General features: G+C 71.6%; 14 protein-coding genes. 4 read left to right on the forward strand and 10 right to left on the reverse strand.

Annotated features, from left to right (window positions below):
- Nucleotides 1-169: 169 nt before the first annotated feature.
- Nucleotides 170-889, forward strand: coding sequence for a hypothetical protein (locus ABUL08_RS28155; RefSeq protein ID WP_350933052.1), 720 nt, complete (start codon nt 170-172; stop codon nt 887-889).
- Nucleotides 890-918: 29 nt separating this feature from the next.
- Here ABUL08_RS28155 and ABUL08_RS28160 read toward each other — a convergent pair whose 3' ends face one another.
- From ABUL08_RS28160 to ABUL08_RS28180, 5 genes are all read right to left on the reverse strand, one after another.
- Nucleotides 919-1947, reverse strand: a complete 1029-nt coding sequence (locus ABUL08_RS28160) for an ABC transporter ATP-binding protein (RefSeq protein ID WP_350933053.1) — start codon at nt 1945-1947, stop codon at nt 919-921.
- Entirely contained in the window at nt 1931-2968 is a 1038-nt protein-coding gene (locus ABUL08_RS28165; protein WP_350933054.1) for an ABC transporter ATP-binding protein, read from the reverse strand. Before ABUL08_RS28165 ends, ABUL08_RS28160 begins: the two co-directional genes overlap by 17 nt.
- A gap of 7 nt (nt 2969-2975) precedes the next feature.
- A complete protein-coding gene (locus ABUL08_RS28170) occupies nt 2976-3923 on the reverse strand; it encodes an ABC transporter permease (RefSeq protein WP_350933055.1) in 948 nt (315 codons plus the stop codon).
- Nucleotides 3924-3995: 72 nt separating this feature from the next.
- Nucleotides 3996-4934 (reverse strand): ABC transporter permease, encoded by a 939-nt coding sequence (locus ABUL08_RS28175; RefSeq protein WP_350933056.1) that lies wholly within the window; start codon nt 4932-4934, stop codon nt 3996-3998.
- 81 nt (nt 4935-5015) lie between these two features.
- Complete coding sequence (locus tag ABUL08_RS28180) at nt 5016-6620, reverse strand: peptide ABC transporter substrate-binding protein (RefSeq protein WP_350933057.1); 1605 nt, start codon at nt 6618-6620, stop codon at nt 5016-5018.
- 414 nt (nt 6621-7034) lie between these two features.
- Here ABUL08_RS28180 and ABUL08_RS28185 point away from each other — a divergent pair, with 414 nt between their 5' ends.
- Both ABUL08_RS28185 and mdh read left to right on the forward strand, forming a co-directional pair.
- Complete coding sequence (locus ABUL08_RS28185; RefSeq protein WP_350933058.1) at nt 7035-7895, forward strand: bifunctional methylenetetrahydrofolate dehydrogenase/methenyltetrahydrofolate cyclohydrolase; 861 nt, start codon at nt 7035-7037, stop codon at nt 7893-7895.
- Nucleotides 7896-8020: 125 nt separating this feature from the next.
- Nucleotides 8021-8971, forward strand: coding sequence for a malate dehydrogenase (gene mdh, locus ABUL08_RS28190; protein WP_350933059.1), 951 nt, complete (start codon nt 8021-8023; stop codon nt 8969-8971).
- A gap of 182 nt (nt 8972-9153) precedes the next feature.
- Here the strand turns inward: mdh and ABUL08_RS28195 are convergent, their stop codons facing one another.
- A complete protein-coding gene (locus tag ABUL08_RS28195; RefSeq protein WP_350933060.1) occupies nt 9154-9963 on the reverse strand; it encodes an MBL fold metallo-hydrolase in 810 nt (269 codons plus the stop codon).
- Between the two features lie 134 nt (nt 9964-10097).
- Here ABUL08_RS28195 and ABUL08_RS28200 point away from each other — a divergent pair, with 134 nt between their 5' ends.
- Nucleotides 10098-11315 (forward strand): NADP-dependent isocitrate dehydrogenase, encoded by a 1218-nt coding sequence (locus tag ABUL08_RS28200; protein WP_350933061.1) that lies wholly within the window; start codon nt 10098-10100, stop codon nt 11313-11315.
- Nucleotides 11316-11614: 299 nt separating this feature from the next.
- Here ABUL08_RS28200 and galT read toward each other — a convergent pair whose 3' ends face one another.
- From galT to ABUL08_RS28220, 4 genes are all read right to left on the reverse strand, one after another.
- Nucleotides 11615-12688, reverse strand: coding sequence for a galactose-1-phosphate uridylyltransferase (gene galT, locus ABUL08_RS28205; protein ID WP_350933062.1), 1074 nt, complete (start codon nt 12686-12688; stop codon nt 11615-11617).
- Nucleotides 12685-13485, reverse strand: coding sequence for a DeoR/GlpR family DNA-binding transcription regulator (locus ABUL08_RS28210; protein ID WP_350933063.1), 801 nt, complete (start codon nt 13483-13485; stop codon nt 12685-12687). The genes galT and ABUL08_RS28210 overlap by 4 nt, the downstream gene beginning before the upstream one ends.
- A 159-nt stretch (nt 13486-13644) precedes the next feature.
- A complete protein-coding gene (cysC, locus tag ABUL08_RS28215) occupies nt 13645-15174 on the reverse strand; it encodes an adenylyl-sulfate kinase (RefSeq protein ID WP_350933064.1) in 1530 nt (509 codons plus the stop codon).
- Nucleotides 15175-15284: 110 nt separating this feature from the next.
- The gene (locus tag ABUL08_RS28220) at nt 15285-15845 is read right to left on the reverse strand and encodes a DM13 domain-containing protein (protein WP_350933065.1); all 561 of its coding nucleotides are present in this window, start codon (nt 15843-15845) and stop codon (nt 15285-15287) included.
- Between the last annotated feature and the right edge of the window lie 65 nt (nt 15846-15910).

Genomic DNA, 15910 nt, shown 5'->3' on the forward strand with positions numbered 1-15910 from the left:
TCATGGACCTGTTCCTGCGCCCCACGAGACCGGCGAGGGCGAGCAGTCCCGGCGCCACCACTGCGTGATCGACGAGGTGGGTCGGAACCGGGTGCGGGACGAGGAACGTCGGAGAGGTGGTGAGGCGCGAATCGGTGCCGACGGGGAACAGGGGTGGACGATGCGGACGGTGGCGGCGGGAGTGATGGTGGTCGGCGGGCTGATGGTGGTCGGGCTGGCCGGGTGTGGCGGGCCGAAGCCGGCGGCGGGACCGGAGCGGGCGGTGCCCGTGCCGGCGGGGGTCTCCAGCGCGCCGGTGACCACGGCCGATCCGCCGCCGGTCGAGATCCGGTGCGACCGGGCGGGCGCCACGGTCTCCGCCACGACGGTACGGGCGACCCGCGCCGGAGTACGGGTGCGGGTGACCGGTGACGCCCCGGCCGACACCTATCTCGCCCTGCAGTGGCGGGGCGGTGGCAACGGTCGGCCGGTGCCGTCCACGGCGGAGGTGTGGACGTTGCAGGCGCCGCCCGGTGCGGTGCGCGTGAGCTGCTCGAACGCGGAGAACGTCACGGCCGCGCTGACCGTCGTCGACCCGTCCGGACACTGGCGGCCGGGCACCGTCGCCGACCAGGGCTGCTCCTTCGCCGGGCTGGCCGACTGGGTGGTCCGCCCCGGAGCCGGGTCGACCGTGGACGCCGCGCTCGCCGACCTCACCGGCCACTTCACCGAGCTCACCGGACGGCGGACCGCCTGGACGGAACTGCCGCTCGGTTACCCGGACGCCCCTGACTCGACGTGGCTGCTCTCCGTCGACGGAACCGCCCGGCTGACCGCCGTGGTGCACCGGTCCGGCTCCGGCGTCACGGCCAGCCCCGACGCGACCTGCGTCCGACCCGGCCGCACCTGACGGCGGGGTCGTTGTCGTCGGCGACCCTGTCAGGCGGCGGGGCGTACCTCGGCGAAGTGGCAGGCCGAGGGGTGCGGGTCGGCGGCGCGGGGGACCGCGTGCGGCTCCTGGGTGGCGCAGATGTCCTGGGCCTTCCAGCAGCGGGTGCGGAACCGGCAGCCGCTCGGCGGGTCGGCCGGGCTCGGCACGTCGCCGGTGAGCCGGATCATGTTCCGGTTCTCCCGGGCGTCCGGGTCGGGCACCGGCACCGCCGAGAGCAGGGCCTGGGTGTACGGGTGGGTGGCCCGCTCGTAGATCTCCTGCTCGGTGCCGATCTCCACGATCTTGCCGAGGTACATCACCGCGACCCGGTCCGAGATGTGCCGGACCACCGACAGGTCGTGCGCGATGAAGATGTACGACAGCCCGAACTCGTCCTGGAGCTGCTCCAGCAGGTTGATCACCTGGGCCTGGATGGAGACGTCGAGCGCCGACACCGGCTCGTCGCAGACGATGATCTCCGGCCGCAGGGCGAGCGCGCGGGCGATGCCGATGCGCTGGCGCTGCCCGCCGGAGAACTGGTGCGGATAGCGGTTGATGTGCTCGGGGTTGAGCCCCACCACGTCCAGCAGCTCGCGGACCCGCTTCTGCTTGCTGCCCTTCGGGGCCGCCTCCGGGTGGATGTCGAACGGCTCGCCGATGATGTCGCCGACCGTCATCCGCGGGTTGAGCGAGGTGTACGGGTCCTGCATCACCATCTGCATGTTGCGGCGCAGCCGGCGCAGCTCGGACCCACCCGCCTTGAACAGGTCCTTCCCCTCCAGGGTGGCCCGGCCGGCGGTCGGCGTCTCCAGCCGCATCAGCAGCCGGGCCAGGGTCGACTTGCCGCAGCCGGACTCGCCGACGATGCCGAGCGTCTCGCCCCGGCGCAGCTCGAAGCTCACCCCGTCCACGGCCCGGACGGCACCGGTCTGCCGCTTGAACAGCACCCCCTGGGTGATGGGGAAGTGCTTCACCACGTCGTCGACCGACAGGATCGTCTCGCCGCGGACCTTGGTCGGGCTAGCGGGCGCTGTCATCACGGACCTCCTGCGCGAAGTGGCACGCGCTGGTCCGGCCGTCGCCGAGGACCAGGTCGTGCGGCACCACGTCCACGCAGACCTGCTGCGCGTACGGGCACCGGGGGTGGAACGGGCAGCCGGACGGGATCCGCATCAGGTTCGGCGGCAGTCCCCTGATCGTCGACAGCGCCTGGCCCCGCACGTCCAGCCGCGGGATCGACTCCAGCAACCCCTTCGTGTACGGGTGGGCGGGCGTCCGGTACAGCGAGCGCACGTCGGCGTGCTCGACGATCCGGCCGGCGTACATGACGGCGATCCGGTCCGCGACGCCGGCGACCACGCCGAGGTCGTGGGTGATCAGGATCATCGCCATGTCGAGGTCCCGGCGCAGGTCGGCGAGGAGGTCCATGATCTGGGCCTGCACGGTGACGTCCAGCGCGGTGGTCGGCTCGTCGGCGATCAGCACCTTCGGGTTCAGCGCCAACGCCATCGCGATCATGACGCGCTGGCGCATGCCGCCGGAGAACTGGTGCGGGTAGTCGCCGAGCCGCTTCGCCGCGCCCGGGATCCGGACCAGGTCCATCAGCTCGACGGACCGTCGGCGGGCGTCGGCCTTGGACATCCCCTCGCGCTGGCGCAGCGTCTCGCCGATCTGCCAGCCGACCGGGAAGACGGGGTTCAGCGCGGAGAGCGCGTCCTGGAAGATCATCGCGATCTCCTTGCCGCGTACCTGCCGGCGCTGCTCCTCGGACCGGGTCAGCAGGTCCCGACCCTGGTAGAGGATCTGACCGGCGCGGACGTGGGCCGGGGGAGTGTCCAGGATGCCCATGATCGCCTGAGCGGTCACCGACTTGCCGGAGCCCGACTCGCCGAGCACCGCCAGCGTCTCCCCGGCGTCCAGGTGGTACGACACCCCGTTGATCACCTTGGCCACGCCTTCGCCGGTGCGGAACTCGACGTGCAGGTCCCGTACCTCCAGCAGGTGGCCGCCCGGCGGGGTGGGGGAGGCCGGCGTGGGCGAAACGGCGGACTGGGTCATGAGGGGATCACCGCAGCTTCGGGTCGAAGGCGTCGCGGATCGCGTCGCCCAGCATGATGAAGGCGAGCACGGTCAGCGCGAGGAACGCGGACGGGACGACCAGCGGGGTGGCCGACTCGCGCATGTGCACCCGGCCGGCGTCGATGTCGATGCCCCAGGAGATGGTCGGGGCCTTCAGGCCGATGCCGAGGAAGCTCAGCGTCGCCTCGGCGGCGATGAACGAGCCGAGCGCGATGGTGAGCACCACGATCGCCGGGGCGAGCGCGTTCGGCAGGATGTGCCGCCACATGATCCGGCCGTTGCCGGCGCCGAGCATCCGGGCCGCGGCCACGTAGTCCTGCTCCTTGGCGGTGATCACCGAGGAGCGGACCACCCGGGCGGCGGTGGTCCAGCCGAGCACCGCCAGCACGAAGATCACCGCGAAGAGCCGGACGTTGTCGCTGCTCGTGCTGACCCGCTTGAGCAGCACGATCGCGGCGAGCAGCAGCGGGATGCCGAGCACGATGTCGATCACCCGGGAGAGCACGGCGTCGACCCAGCCGCCGAAGAAGCCGGCGAGCATCCCGACGACCAGCGCGACCACGCCGGTGAGCAGCGCGGAGAGCGCGCCGACCAGCAGCGAGGCGCGGGCCCCGTAGACCGCCCGGGCGTACGTGTCGCAGCCCTGGAAGTCGTACCCGAAGATGGCCCCGCCGGACGGCCCGGCGTGCTGCCGGGAGAGCAGGCAGTCGCGCGGGTCGTTGGCGGTGAAGAGCGACGGGACGGCCGCCATCGCGGCGACCAGCACCACCAGCACCAGGCTGATCCAGAAGATCGGCTTGCGGCGCAGGTCGCGCCAGGCGTCGCCGGCCAGGCTGCGGGCCTTCTGGGTGGCCGCCGGGGTGCCCGGCTCACCGGAGACCCCGCGCCGCGCCGACTGGTCCTCGGTCGCGGCGACGGTCTCGAAGTCGCTCATGCCCGCACCTCGCTTCGCTCGCTGCGGACCTGAGCGACCGAGCACGCTGCGGTGATGATTCGTTCGCTGCGCTCACTCATAGCGGATCCTCGGGTCGAGTACGGCGTACAGGACGTCCACCACCAGGTTGGAGACGAGATAGACCACGACGAGCACGCTGACGATGCCCACCACCAGCGGGCCGTCCTCGGTGCGGATGCCGCGGAACAGGTTGAAGCCGACACCGGGGATGTTGAACACGCCCTCGGTGATGATCGCGCCGCTCATCAGGTTGCCCAGCTCGACGCCGAGGAAGGTGACTACCGGGATGAGCGAGTTGCGCAGCACGTGCACGCTGATGATCCGCCGCTTGACCAGGCCCTTGGACCGGGCGGTCCGGACGTAGTCGGCGCGCAGGTTCTCCGCCACCGAGGTCCGGGTCAGCCGCAGCGCGGTGGCCAGCGAGAGCGAGCCGAGCACGATGCCGGGGAGCAGCAGCGCGTACAGGTCGGGTTCGGCGCCGGCGGTGGGCGGGAAGAGCTGCCACTTGACGCCGAGGAAGTACTGCGCGAGCGGGGCCAGCACGATGGTGGGGATGCCGAGCACGAGCAGGGTGAGCACCAGCGTCGAGTTGTCGAAGATGCTGGCCCGGCGGATGCCGGCGAGCACCCCGGCGGTGACCCCGAACAGGATGGTCACGGCCATCGCGATCAGCGCGAGCTGGACGGTGACCGGCCAGGCGGCGGCGAGGATGTCGCCGATCTGCCGGCCGGTCAGCGACTGCCCCAGGTCACCCTGGAGCAGGTTCCTGAGGTAGTCGAAGTAGCGGTAGAAGAAGCCACCGACGCCGGTGGCGTCGAGGTGGTACTTCTCCGTCAGGTATGCCCGCTGGGCGGCGGTGACGGGGCGTTCCCCCGCGAGCGCCTGGATGGGGTCGCCCTGACCGGCGAACATCAGGGCGTAGACGATCAGCGTGGTCCCGAAGAAGGCGAGGACCATCTGGAGCAGTCGCCGCAGAATGAAGCGGAACATACTGTGCAGTCTCTCTGAAAAAGGGCGTACGGCGTGCCGGGTCGGGCCACCCGGTGGTGACCCGACCCGGCGAGCGCCGTGTTACCTGACGGCCTCGATCTTCAGCAGGTTGACCCGGTCGAAGAGATCCATCTCCACGTTCTTGACCTTGGTCGAGTGACCGAAGTTGTTCTGGCCGAACCGGAGCGGGATCACCGGCATGTCCTCGGCCAGCAGGTCCTCCGCCGCCTGGTACTTCTTGATCGCCTCGTCCTCGTTCGGGGCCTTGGCGCCCTCGGCGAGGAGCTTGTCGAACTGCGGGTTGCTGTAGCCGTAGTAGTTCGACGAGCCGTTGGTGCTGTACAGCGGGCCCAGGTAGTTCTCCATGGACGGGTAGTCCATGACCCAGCCCATCCGGAACAGGCCGACCGACTGCTTCTGCTTGACCTTGGTCAGCAGGTCCGCGAACTTCGGCTCGGCGGTGCCGACGCACTCCACGCCCAGGTTCGCCTTGAGCTGGTTGCAGGTGGCGTCGACCCAGTCCTTGTGGCCGCCGTCGCCGTTGTAGGACAGCTCGATCTTCTTCGGGCCGCCTGCGGCCTCGTACATCGCCCTGGCCTTGGCCGGGTCGAACTCACCGGCGGCGCCGATGGTGTTCTCCCGGTAGCCGGCGACGACCGGGGAGACGAAGGAGCGTGCCGGCTGCTGCGAGTCCTTGAAGATCGACTTGGTGATCTCGTCCCGGTCGATCGCCATCGAGATCGCCTTGCGCACCTCGGGCTTGGCGAACTCCTTCTGGAAGGTCGGGATCGCCAGCACCTGGAGCGACGAGGCCGGGCTCTGCTGGAACCGGTCGCCGAGGTCGGTGGCGGCGGTCGACAGGTTCTCGGTCGGGATCGTCTTGATCACGTCGAGGTTGTCGGAGAGCACGTCCGCGTACGCGGCGGTCGGCTGCTGGTAGATCCGGAACTCGACGCCGCCCACCTTCGGCTTCTCGCCGGGGAACGCGTCGTACCGGGTCACCTCGACCTTGGCGTCGTGCTGCCAGGTGCCCTTCATCTTGAACGGGCCCTGGCCGATCGGGGCCTGCTCGTAGCCGTCCACCAGCACGCCGGGGGCGGAGAAGGCCGCCTTCGGCAGCGGGTAGAAGGCCGTGTAGCCGAGCATCGTCTTGAACTCGCTGTACGGCTCGGTGAGCGTGACGGTGAAGGTCAGGTCGTCGACCTTCTTCAGCCCGGTCAGCGTCTTCGCCTTCGGCTTCTCGCCCTGGAGGTTCTCGTACCCGGCGATCTTCTCGAAGAAGTAGCTGGAGTTCTGGCCGTTGGGGGCGTACGCGCCGTAGTTCCAGGCGTCCAGGTAGCTGTCGGCGGTGACCTTCTCGCCGTTGTGGAAGGTGTAGCCGTCCTTCAGCTTGATCGTCCAGACCTTGTTGTCCGACGACGTCACCGACTGGGCCGCCACCTCGTGGGGCTTGTTCGCCTCGTCGTAGTCGACCAGCGGGCTGAACAGGGCGGAGAGCACCTGCGAGCCGCTCGTCTCGTTGGTGTTGGTCGGCACCAGGTGCTGCGGCTCGGCGATCTCGATCCGCACGGCCGCGTTGGGGTCGCTCTGACCGGATCCGCCGTCGCCGCCCGAGCCGCAGGCCACCAGGCCCAGGGTCACCGCGAGCGGGAGAGCGGTCCAGGCGGCGAGCCTACGAACACGCATTGAGTCTCCTCATCTCCATCACGCTGCGCAGTCAGGCCCGGCGTTGGGTGACTCTGCGCAACCGGCGGCAACCGTAGGTCGTCGGGGTGGCATTCGGCAACGAGAGCGTTGCGATGGGGTAACGGATGACCCACCCCGGTCTTGTCGGCCGTCTCGGCGTCTGCTATCAGGGAAGCTCGAAATCCCTGCTCAGACGCCGTCGGCGCGACCTCCTGCCGGTCCTCTGGGGGACTTGTGCGTCGACCGGGTCCTTCTCCCCGGCCTGTCCGGTCTGTGCCGCTTCATGATCGGCTGTCCGGGCCGCCCTGTGGTGCAGCCCACAAGGTGTCACTCTCGGTGAATAAACCCACGTAACGGAAAGTCACGGTACGACGTCGTCGGATCGGCGGCCCTCCGCCGTGAGACGATTCAGGCGTGACGGTGACGATCCTGGACGGCAAGGCGACCGCGGCGGAGATCAAGGACGAGCTGCGGGTGCGGGTCAAGGCACTGGCGGAGCGCGGCATCACCCCCGGACTGGGCACGGTCCTGGTCGGCGCCGATCCCGGCTCCCAGGCGTACGTCAACGGCAAGCACCGCGACTGCGCCGAGGTGGGCATCGCCTCGATCCGGCGTGAGCTGCCCGCCGACGCCACCCAGGAGCAGGTCGACGCCGTGCTCGCCGAGCTGAACGCCGACCCGGCCTGCCACGGCTACATCGTGCAGCTCCCGCTCCCGGCCCACCTCGACACCCAGCGCGCGCTGGAGATGATCGACCCGGACAAGGACGCCGACGGGTTGCACCCGGTCAACCTGGGCCGCCTCGTCCTCGGCTACGACGGTCCGCTGCCCTGCACCCCGCGCGGCATCGTCGAGCTGCTCCGCCGGTACGACGTGCCGCTGCGCGGGGCGCGGGTGGCGGTGGTCGGCCGGGGCAACACCGTGGGCCGCCCGCTCGGCCTGCTGCTCACCCGGCGCAGCGAGAACGCCACCGTGACCCTCTGCCACACCGGCACCCTCGACCTCGCCTCGCACACCCGGGCCGCCGAGATCGTCATCGTCGCGGCCGGCGTGCCGGGCCTGCTCACCGCCGACATGGTCACCCCCGGCGCGACGGTGGTGGACGTCGGCATCACCCGGGTCATCGGGGCGGACGGCAAGGGCCGCTACACCGGTGACGTGGACCCCGAGGTGCGGGAGGTGGCCGGGCGGCTGGTGCCGATGCCCGGCGGCGTCGGGCCGATGACCCGGGCCATGCTGCTGACCAACGTGGTGGAGCGCGCCGAGCGCGGCTGAACCGGCGAACCGGGCGGCGGTGACGTTCGCCCCATCCCGGCGATGGCCGCCGCCCCTGGCCGGTTCGGTGCCAGGATGACTGATACGGTCCGGAAAACCGACTGGTATCAGGGAGTGGGACGACCATGGGTAAGAAGGTCACTGTCGTCGGGGCCGGCTTCTACGGCTCCACCACCGCACAGCGCCTGGCCGAGTACGACGTCTTCGAGACCGTCGTCCTCACCGACATCGTCGAGGGGAAGCCGGCGGGCATCGCGCTCGACCTCAACCAGTCCCGCCCGGTCGAGGGCTTCGAGACCAAGGTCGTCGGCGTCACCACCGGCCCGAACGGCGAGGGCTACGAGGCCATCGAGGGCTCCGACGTGGTCGTCATCACCGCCGGCCTGCCGCGCAAGCCGGGCATGAGCCGGATGGACCTGCTGGAGACGAACGCCAAGATCGTCCGCCAGGTCGCCGAGAACGTCGCCAAGTACGCCCCCAACGCCGTCGTCATCGTCGTGTCCAACCCGCTCGACGAGATGACCGCGCTGGCCCAGCTCGCCACCCAGTTCCCCAAGAACCGGGTGCTCGGCCAGGCCGGCATGCTGGACACCGCCCGGTTCACCAACTTCGTCGCCGAGGCGCTGAACGTACCGGTGAAGTCGGTGAAGACGCTGACCCTCGGCTCGCACGGCGACACCATGGTCCCGGTGCCCTCCCAGAGCACCGTCAACGGCAAGCCGCTGCGCGAGGCGATGCCGGCCGAGCAGATCGAGGAGCTGGTCGTCCGGACCCGCAACGGTGGCGCCGAGGTCGTCGCGCTGCTGAAGACCGGCTCGGCGTACTATGCCCCGTCGGCCGCCGCCGCCCGGATGGCGAAGGCCGTCGCGGAGGACTCCGGCGAGGTCATGCCGGTCTGCGCCTGGGTCGACGGCGAGTACGGCATCTCCGGCGTCTACCTGGGCGTCGAGGCCCAGATCGGCGCCGAGGGCATCAAGCGCGTGGTCGAGACCGACCTGGACGCCGACGAGCTGGCCAGCCTCAAGGAGGCCGCCGAGGCCGTCCGCGCCAAGCAGGCCGACGTCGCCAACATGTGACCTGAGAACCACCGCCGGAAGGGCGGGCCGGCTCCCGCCGGCCCGCCCTTCCGCCTTCCCTCCACCCCACCCTCGCCCCGCCTCGTTGATCATGAAGTTAGTGTCGATGTGGAGATCATCTTTGACGCTAACTTCATGATCAACAGGGTCGGGCGGGGTGCGGGGGAGGGGGAGGGGGAGGGTTAGAGGGGGGTGAAGGGGGTGCTCAGGTGGGGGGTGGCCAGGTGGGTGGGGATGGGGCCGGTGGCCAGGGTGTGCAGGAGGTGGGTGCGCGAGGTGCGGGCCGCCAGGGGGTCCATCTCGTGGGCGTACGCGAGGGTGGGGTCGAGCAGCTGCACCGCGTGGACCAGCAGGTCGCCGGTGACCAGGAGGCGTTCGTCGCCGCCGTCGACCAGCACGCACTGGTGGCCGGGGGTGTGGCCGGGGGTGCTCAGGGCGCGTACGCCGGGGGTGAGGTCGGTGTCGCCGTCGACCACCCGGAGCTGGCCGGCGGCGCGCAACGGCGCGACCAGGCCGGCCGGCAGCCCTGGGTTGATCGACTCCATCGCGTCCAGCTCGGCCCGCTGCACCAGGTAGTCGGCGTTCGGGAACCAGGGGCGGCCGGGAGTTCCGGTGACCGCCCAGCCGATGTGGTCGCTGTGCAGGTGGGTGAGGACGACGGTGCGGACGTCGGCGGGGTCGATGCCCGCGGCGGCCAGCTCGTCCGGCAGCCGGCCCGGCACCGGTGCCCAGCCTGCGGCGAGGGAGTCGGCCGGGCCGATCCCGGCGTCGACCAGGGTGACCGGCCCGTCCCCGGTACGCAGGGCGAAGCTGCGGAACGGCAGCCACCAGCGCCCGTCGGCGGTGACCGAGGCGGGATCCCGGCGGTCCGCCTCCCGCCAGAGCGCGTCCGTGGCGTCCGGGAACGCCGTCGCGCGGGGCTGGAAGAACGGCCCCTCACCGTCGGTGAGCGCGGTGACCGTGATAGACCCGAGGGTGCGGCTCAGTGGCATCGGACGATGGTGCCAGTGATTCCCAGGTCGGTCGCCCGGGTTTCCCACCCACCGAGGCCGACTGGGGGGTGCCGGCCCGTTTCCAGTACGCTCGTACTGCTTGAGCACGTGTCCCCCGAGAGGAGCGCCGGCCGATGGCGAAGATCAAGGTAAACAACCCGGTCGTGGAGATCGACGGCGACGAGATGACCCGGATCATCTGGAAGCAGATCCGGGAGCAGCTGATCCTGCCCTACCTCGACGTCGACCTGCACTACTACGACCTGTCGATCGAGAACCGCGACGCGACCGACGACCAGGTCACCGTCGACGCCGCCAACGCCATCAAGGAGCACGGCGTCGGCGTCAAGTGCGCCACCATCACCCCCGACGAGGCCCGCGTCGAGGAGTTCGGCCTGAAGAAGATGTGGCGGTCGCCGAACGGCACCATCCGCAACATCCTCGGCGGCGTCGTGTTCCGCGAGCCGATCATCATGTCCAACGTGCCGCGGCTCGTCCCCGGCTGGACCAAGCCGATCGTCATCGGCCGGCACGCCCACGGTGACCAGTACAAGGCCACCGACTTCGTCGTCCCCGGCCCGGGCAAGGTGACCATCACCTACACCCCGGCCGACGGCGGCGCCCCGATGGAGATGGAGGTCGCCAACTTCCCCGGCGGCGGCATCGCCATGGGCATGTACAACTACGACGAGTCGATCCGGGACTTCGCCCGCGCCTCGTTCCGGTACGGGCTGGACCGTAAGTACCCGGTCTACCTGTCCACCAAGAACACCATCCTCAAGGCGTACGACGGCCGGTTCAAGGACCTCTTCGCCGAGGTCTTCGAGGCCGAGTTCAAGGCCGACTTCGCCGCCGCCGGCATCACCTACGAGCACCGGCTCATCGACGACATGGTCGCCGCCGCGCTCAAGTGGGAGGGCGGCTACGTCTGGGCCTGCAAGAACTACGACGGTGACGTGCAGTCCGACACCGTCGCGCAGGGCTTCGGCTCGCTCGGCCTGATGACGTCGGTCCTGCTCTCCCCGGACGGCCGTACCGTCGAGGCGGAGGCCGCGCACGGCACCGTCACCCGGCACTACCGGCAGTGGCAGAAGGGCGAGAAGACCTCGACCAACCCGATCGCCTCGATCTACGCCTGGACCCGGGGCCTGGCCCACCGGGGCAAGCTGGACGGCACCCCGGCGGTCACCGAGTTCGCCAACACCCTGGAGCAGGTCATCGTCGACACCGTCGAGGGCGGCCAGATGACCAAGGACCTCGCGCTGCTCATCTCGCGGGACGCCCCGTGGCTGACCACCGACGAGTTCATGAACGCGCTCGACGAGAACCTGGCTCGCCGGATCAACGCCTGATTCCGTACCGCGTCACCCGACCGAGCCCGCCGGCACCCGCCGGCGGGCTCCGTCGTCTCCGCGCCGGTGGGGTGGCCCGTGGGGTGGGCGCGTCACCCGGGCCGGGGCGGGTCGTTGAGCAGGGTGGACGTGATGCCAGTCGCGTCCAGGAAGGTTGACCGCGGTCGCCTCGCGGCACGAGTGCCGATCAGCCAGCCTTCCCGGCTGTCGCACACAGCCAGCCGTCCCTTCCCTGCGGGGGGCCCTGTCCCGGGCCCCCCGCGCCCTGTCCGGGACGTCCCGACCGGGCGCCGCTGTGGTCAGGCGGCGCGCAGGAGTTCGGCGGCGCGCTCGGGGGCGATGTCGTTGATGAAGACGCCCATCCCCGACTCCGAGCCGGCCAGGTACTTCAGCTTGTCCTTGGCCCGCCGGACGGTGAACAGCTGCAGGTGCAGGTGCCCCAGCTCGCGGTCGATCCGCACCGGCGCCTGGTGCCAGGCGGCGATGTACGGCATGGGCAGGTCGAAGAGCCCGTCGAAGCGGCGCAGCACGTCCAGGTAGAGCGGCCCGAAGGCGTCCCGCTCGGCGTCGTCCAGCGCGGGGATGTCCGGCACCGGCCGGTGCGGGGCGACGTGCACCTCGAACGGCCAGCGGGCGGCCGCCGGGACGTACGCCGTCCAGTGCTCGTTGCTCGCGACCACGCGCTCCCCGGCGGCGCGCTCCGCGGCGAGCACGTCGGCGTAGAGGTTGCCGCCGGTCCGGTCGGCGTGCCGGCGGGCGGCGGCGAGCATCGACCGGGTCCGGGGCGTGACGAACGGGTACGCGTAGATCTGGCCGTGCGGGTGGTGCAGGGTCACGCCGATCTCCACGCCCCGGTTCTCGAACGGGAAGACCTGCTCCACCCCGGGCAGCTCGCTCAGCGCGCTGGTCCGGTCGGCGAGCGCGTCGAGCACGGTCCGCACCCGGCGCGGCGGCAGGGCCGCGAACGAGGCGTTGTGGTCGTCGGTGAAGCAGACCACCTCGCAGCGGCCACGGCCGGGCCGGACCGGGGTGAACGGGGTGATCTCGGCCGGTTCCTCGGCGACCCGCTGGCTCAGCGACGGGAAGCGGTTCTCGAAGACGGCGACGTCGTAGTCGGGGGCGGGGATCTCGCTGTGCCGACCGTCGCGGGACGGGCAGAGCGGGCACTGGTCGGCCGGCGGCAGGAAGGTGCGGGTCTGCCGGTGCACGGCGACCGCCACCCACTCGTCGGTGAGCGGGTCGTGGCGCAGCTGCGACGCGGGCGGGGGCGGGGGCAGCTCCCGCCGGTCCGGCTGGTCGCGGACCGCGTCGTCCCGCTCGTCGAAGTAGATCAGCTCGCGGCCGTCGGCCAGCTCGATCTGCGTACGCTTCACTCCGCCTCCTCCGTGGCCCGCCCGGTGCCGGACACGACCACCAGTTCGCCCACCTTCTCGTCGAGTACCCGCCGTGCGTCCGGTGCCAACTGGTCGTCCGTGACGAGCACGTCCGCGGCGGCCAGGGGAACGATGGAGGAGATCCCCACCGTGCCCCACTTGGTGTGGTCGGCGAGCACCACCAGCCGGTCGGCCGCCGCCACCAGCGCCCGGTCGGTGTCCGCCTCCATCAGGTTCGGCGTGGTGAAGCCGGCGCGCTCGCTGATCCCGTGCACGCCGAGGAAGAGCACGTCCAGGTGGAGGGCGTCGATGGCCGCGACGGCCAGCGGCCCGACCAGCGCGTCGGACGGTGTGCGGACGCCGCCGGTGAGCACCACGGTCTGGTCCGGGCCGCCCCCGACGTGCAGGATCTCGGCGACCGGCAGGGAGTTGGTCACCACGGTCAGGCCGGGCACGTCGACCAGCCGGCGGGCCAGCTCGGCGGTGGTGGTGCCGGCCGAGAGGGCGATCGCCGCGCCGGGGCGGACCAGTTGGGCCGCGCGGGCCGCGATCGCCGCCTTCTCCGCGGACTGTCGCACCGACTTGGCCCGGAAGCCCGGCTCGTCGGTGGAGCCGGGGCCGGCGAGGGTCGCCCCGCCGTGCACCTTTGCCAGCAGGCCCTGCTCGTGCAGCGTCTCCAGGTCGCGCCGGATGGTCATGTCGGAGACGCCGAACTCGGCGGCCAGTTCGGTCACCCGCACCCCGCCCTCGGTGCGGACCCGGTCCAGGATGGCCGCCTGCCGCTGTCGCGCCAGCATCCGCCGAACCTCCCGGGAGTCCGCGACCACGTGCCCACGAGGTCGAACGTGTTCCAACAAAGATGAACACTAGCGCGCAGGAAGGCACGGGGGAAGGAACAGCGGGGGAAAACGGCGACGCCGCCACCCGGCCGGGCGGCGGCGTCGCGGCGGAGCGGATCAGGCGGACTGGAGGCGAGGCTCCACCCAGCCGGTCTCGGTCAGGTGACCCACCACGAGCTGGACCGCCTCGTCGATGGTCATGTCGGTGGTGTCCACCACCAGATCAGCGTCGGTCGGCTCCTCGTACGGGTCGTCGATGCCGGTCATCCCGGTGAGCAGACCGGCCCGGGCCCGCGCGTACAGGCCCTTGCGGTCGCGCTGCTCGCACACCTCCAGCGGGGTGGCGACGTGGACCAGCAGGAAGCCCGCCCCGGCGGCGTGGGCCATCTCCCGGGCGGTCGCCCGGGCGGCCGCGTACGGGGCGATCGGGCAGCAGATGCCCACCCCCCGGTGCCGGGCGATCTCGGCGGCCACCCAGCCGATCCGGCGCACGTTGAGATCCCGGTCGGCCTTGCTGAAGGTCAGCCCGGCGGAGAGCTCCCGGCGCACCACGTCCCCGTCCAGCAGGGTGATCGTCCGGTCGCCGCCCTCGCGCAGCGCGTCGGCCAGACCGCGGGCGATGGTCGACTTGCCGGACCCGGAGAGGCCGGTCAGGAAGACCACCAGGCCCCGGTGCCGGCGCGGCGGACGGGCCCGGGCCAGCTCCTTCGCCACCGCCGGCGGGGTGTGCCACTCGGGCAGCGGGAAGCCCCGGTCCAGCAGGTCGTCGATCTCCGCCTGGCTCAGCGCCAGCCGGCGGTTGCGCGGCGGGATGTCCTCCCGCCAGCGCCACTGCCCGTCCCGGTTGTCGTAGGCCAGCTCGCGGGGCACCAGCACCCGCAGGCCCGCGCCGGAGAGGACGTCGGTGGTGGAGAGTAGATGGGTCACCCCGTACGCGGCGGCGATCCGGGCCCGCAGCAGCGCGTCGCTGATCTCGTCGCGGCGACGGACCAGCGGCACCGCCACCAGGGTCGCCGGGGGCATCCGGTCGCGGGCGGCGAAGACGCTGCGGACCAGCGCCTCCGCGGGCAGCCCGTCGACCCCGTCCTCGCCAACCGGGATCATCACCAGCAGGTGCGCGCCGAGCGTCCGGGCGGCGTGCGCGATCTGCGCGAGCTGCGGCCGGTGCAGCGGACGGTCGGCGAAGACGCCGAGCACCCGGCCCGGGGGCAGCAGCCCGCGGACGTCGTCCGGGCTGCGCCGCAGCCGCTGGAACGGCCCGTGCCCACCGTCGCCGAGCCGGCGGACCGGCCCACCGAGCCCGACCACGCCCTCGCGTACCGGCCAGCGGTCGGTCACGTCCATGGCCGCGACCGGGGCGCCCTCGCCGTCGGTCAGCACCAGGGCCCGACGCGCCGGATCGTCCGGGTCGAGGCCGTCGGCGAGCGCCGCCGGCACCTGGAGGGTCACCGGCACCGGCCACGACGTGCCGTCCGCCAACCGGCCGCGCCGGCTCAGCGCGGTGAGGTCGGCGCGGGTCATGAAGCCGGTCAGCGGGGCGTACGCCCCGGTCAGCAGCAACTCCAGATCGGCCAGTTCACCGGTGCGGGGCGCGTATGCCGGCGCGTCCCGCAAGACATCCTCGGGCAGCACCCACCCGTTGTTCATCGAACCCCCAACTCACCGGCCGGCCCACAGTTTCGCAGCCCACCGCCGATCGGTCGAGAGCGCCACTCCACCTCCCGGCCACCGGGCGTTCGCCGCCGGTGCCGTCGGGCTCAACCGGTCGGGTCCAGCGGGGCGGCCCCGAACGACACCGCGAACCGTTCGCACCAGATCGCCACGCTGGTCAGGCCGGTGACGTCGGTGCCGGCGGGAAGGTCGTACGCCTGGTCGCCGCGGTTGCCCTTGAGCGGGCCCAGCTCGACCCGGCGGCCGTCGTCGAAGACCTTCCACCCGGACGGACCGGTGCGCACCGGCTGGTCGGTCAGCCAGACCTGAAGATCCGGACCGTTGGAGGTGACCAGCCCGACCAGTTCCAGCCGGAACCGGCCGTCGGCGCGCCGGACGAGTCGCGCGCTGCCGGTGGTGTCGTGCTCGTGGGCGACGAAGTCGCCCCGACCGACCAGGGTGGGACCGGCCGGCGCGCTGGTCGCGGACGGCGCTCCGGACGGCAGCGGGGCGGGCGCCACCGACTCGATCGCGGTGAGCTGCTCGTGCACCTCGGTGTCGGTGACCAGCTTCCAGGGCTGGAACCAGAACAGCCCGAACGCGGCCCCGGCGCCGACGACGGCGACCACGACCCAGGTCAGCGGCTTGTGCGGCAGTCGGGTTCGCATGGGTCGAGTCTTCCGCTCACCGGCCCGCCCGGTCACCCCGCGCCGCTTACGGAACCCTTACCGCC

The sequence above is a fragment of the Micromonospora sp. CCTCC AA 2012012 genome (assembly GCF_040499845.1).
In the GTDB taxonomy this organism is placed as follows: domain Bacteria; phylum Actinomycetota; class Actinomycetes; order Mycobacteriales; family Micromonosporaceae; genus Micromonospora; species Micromonospora mangrovi.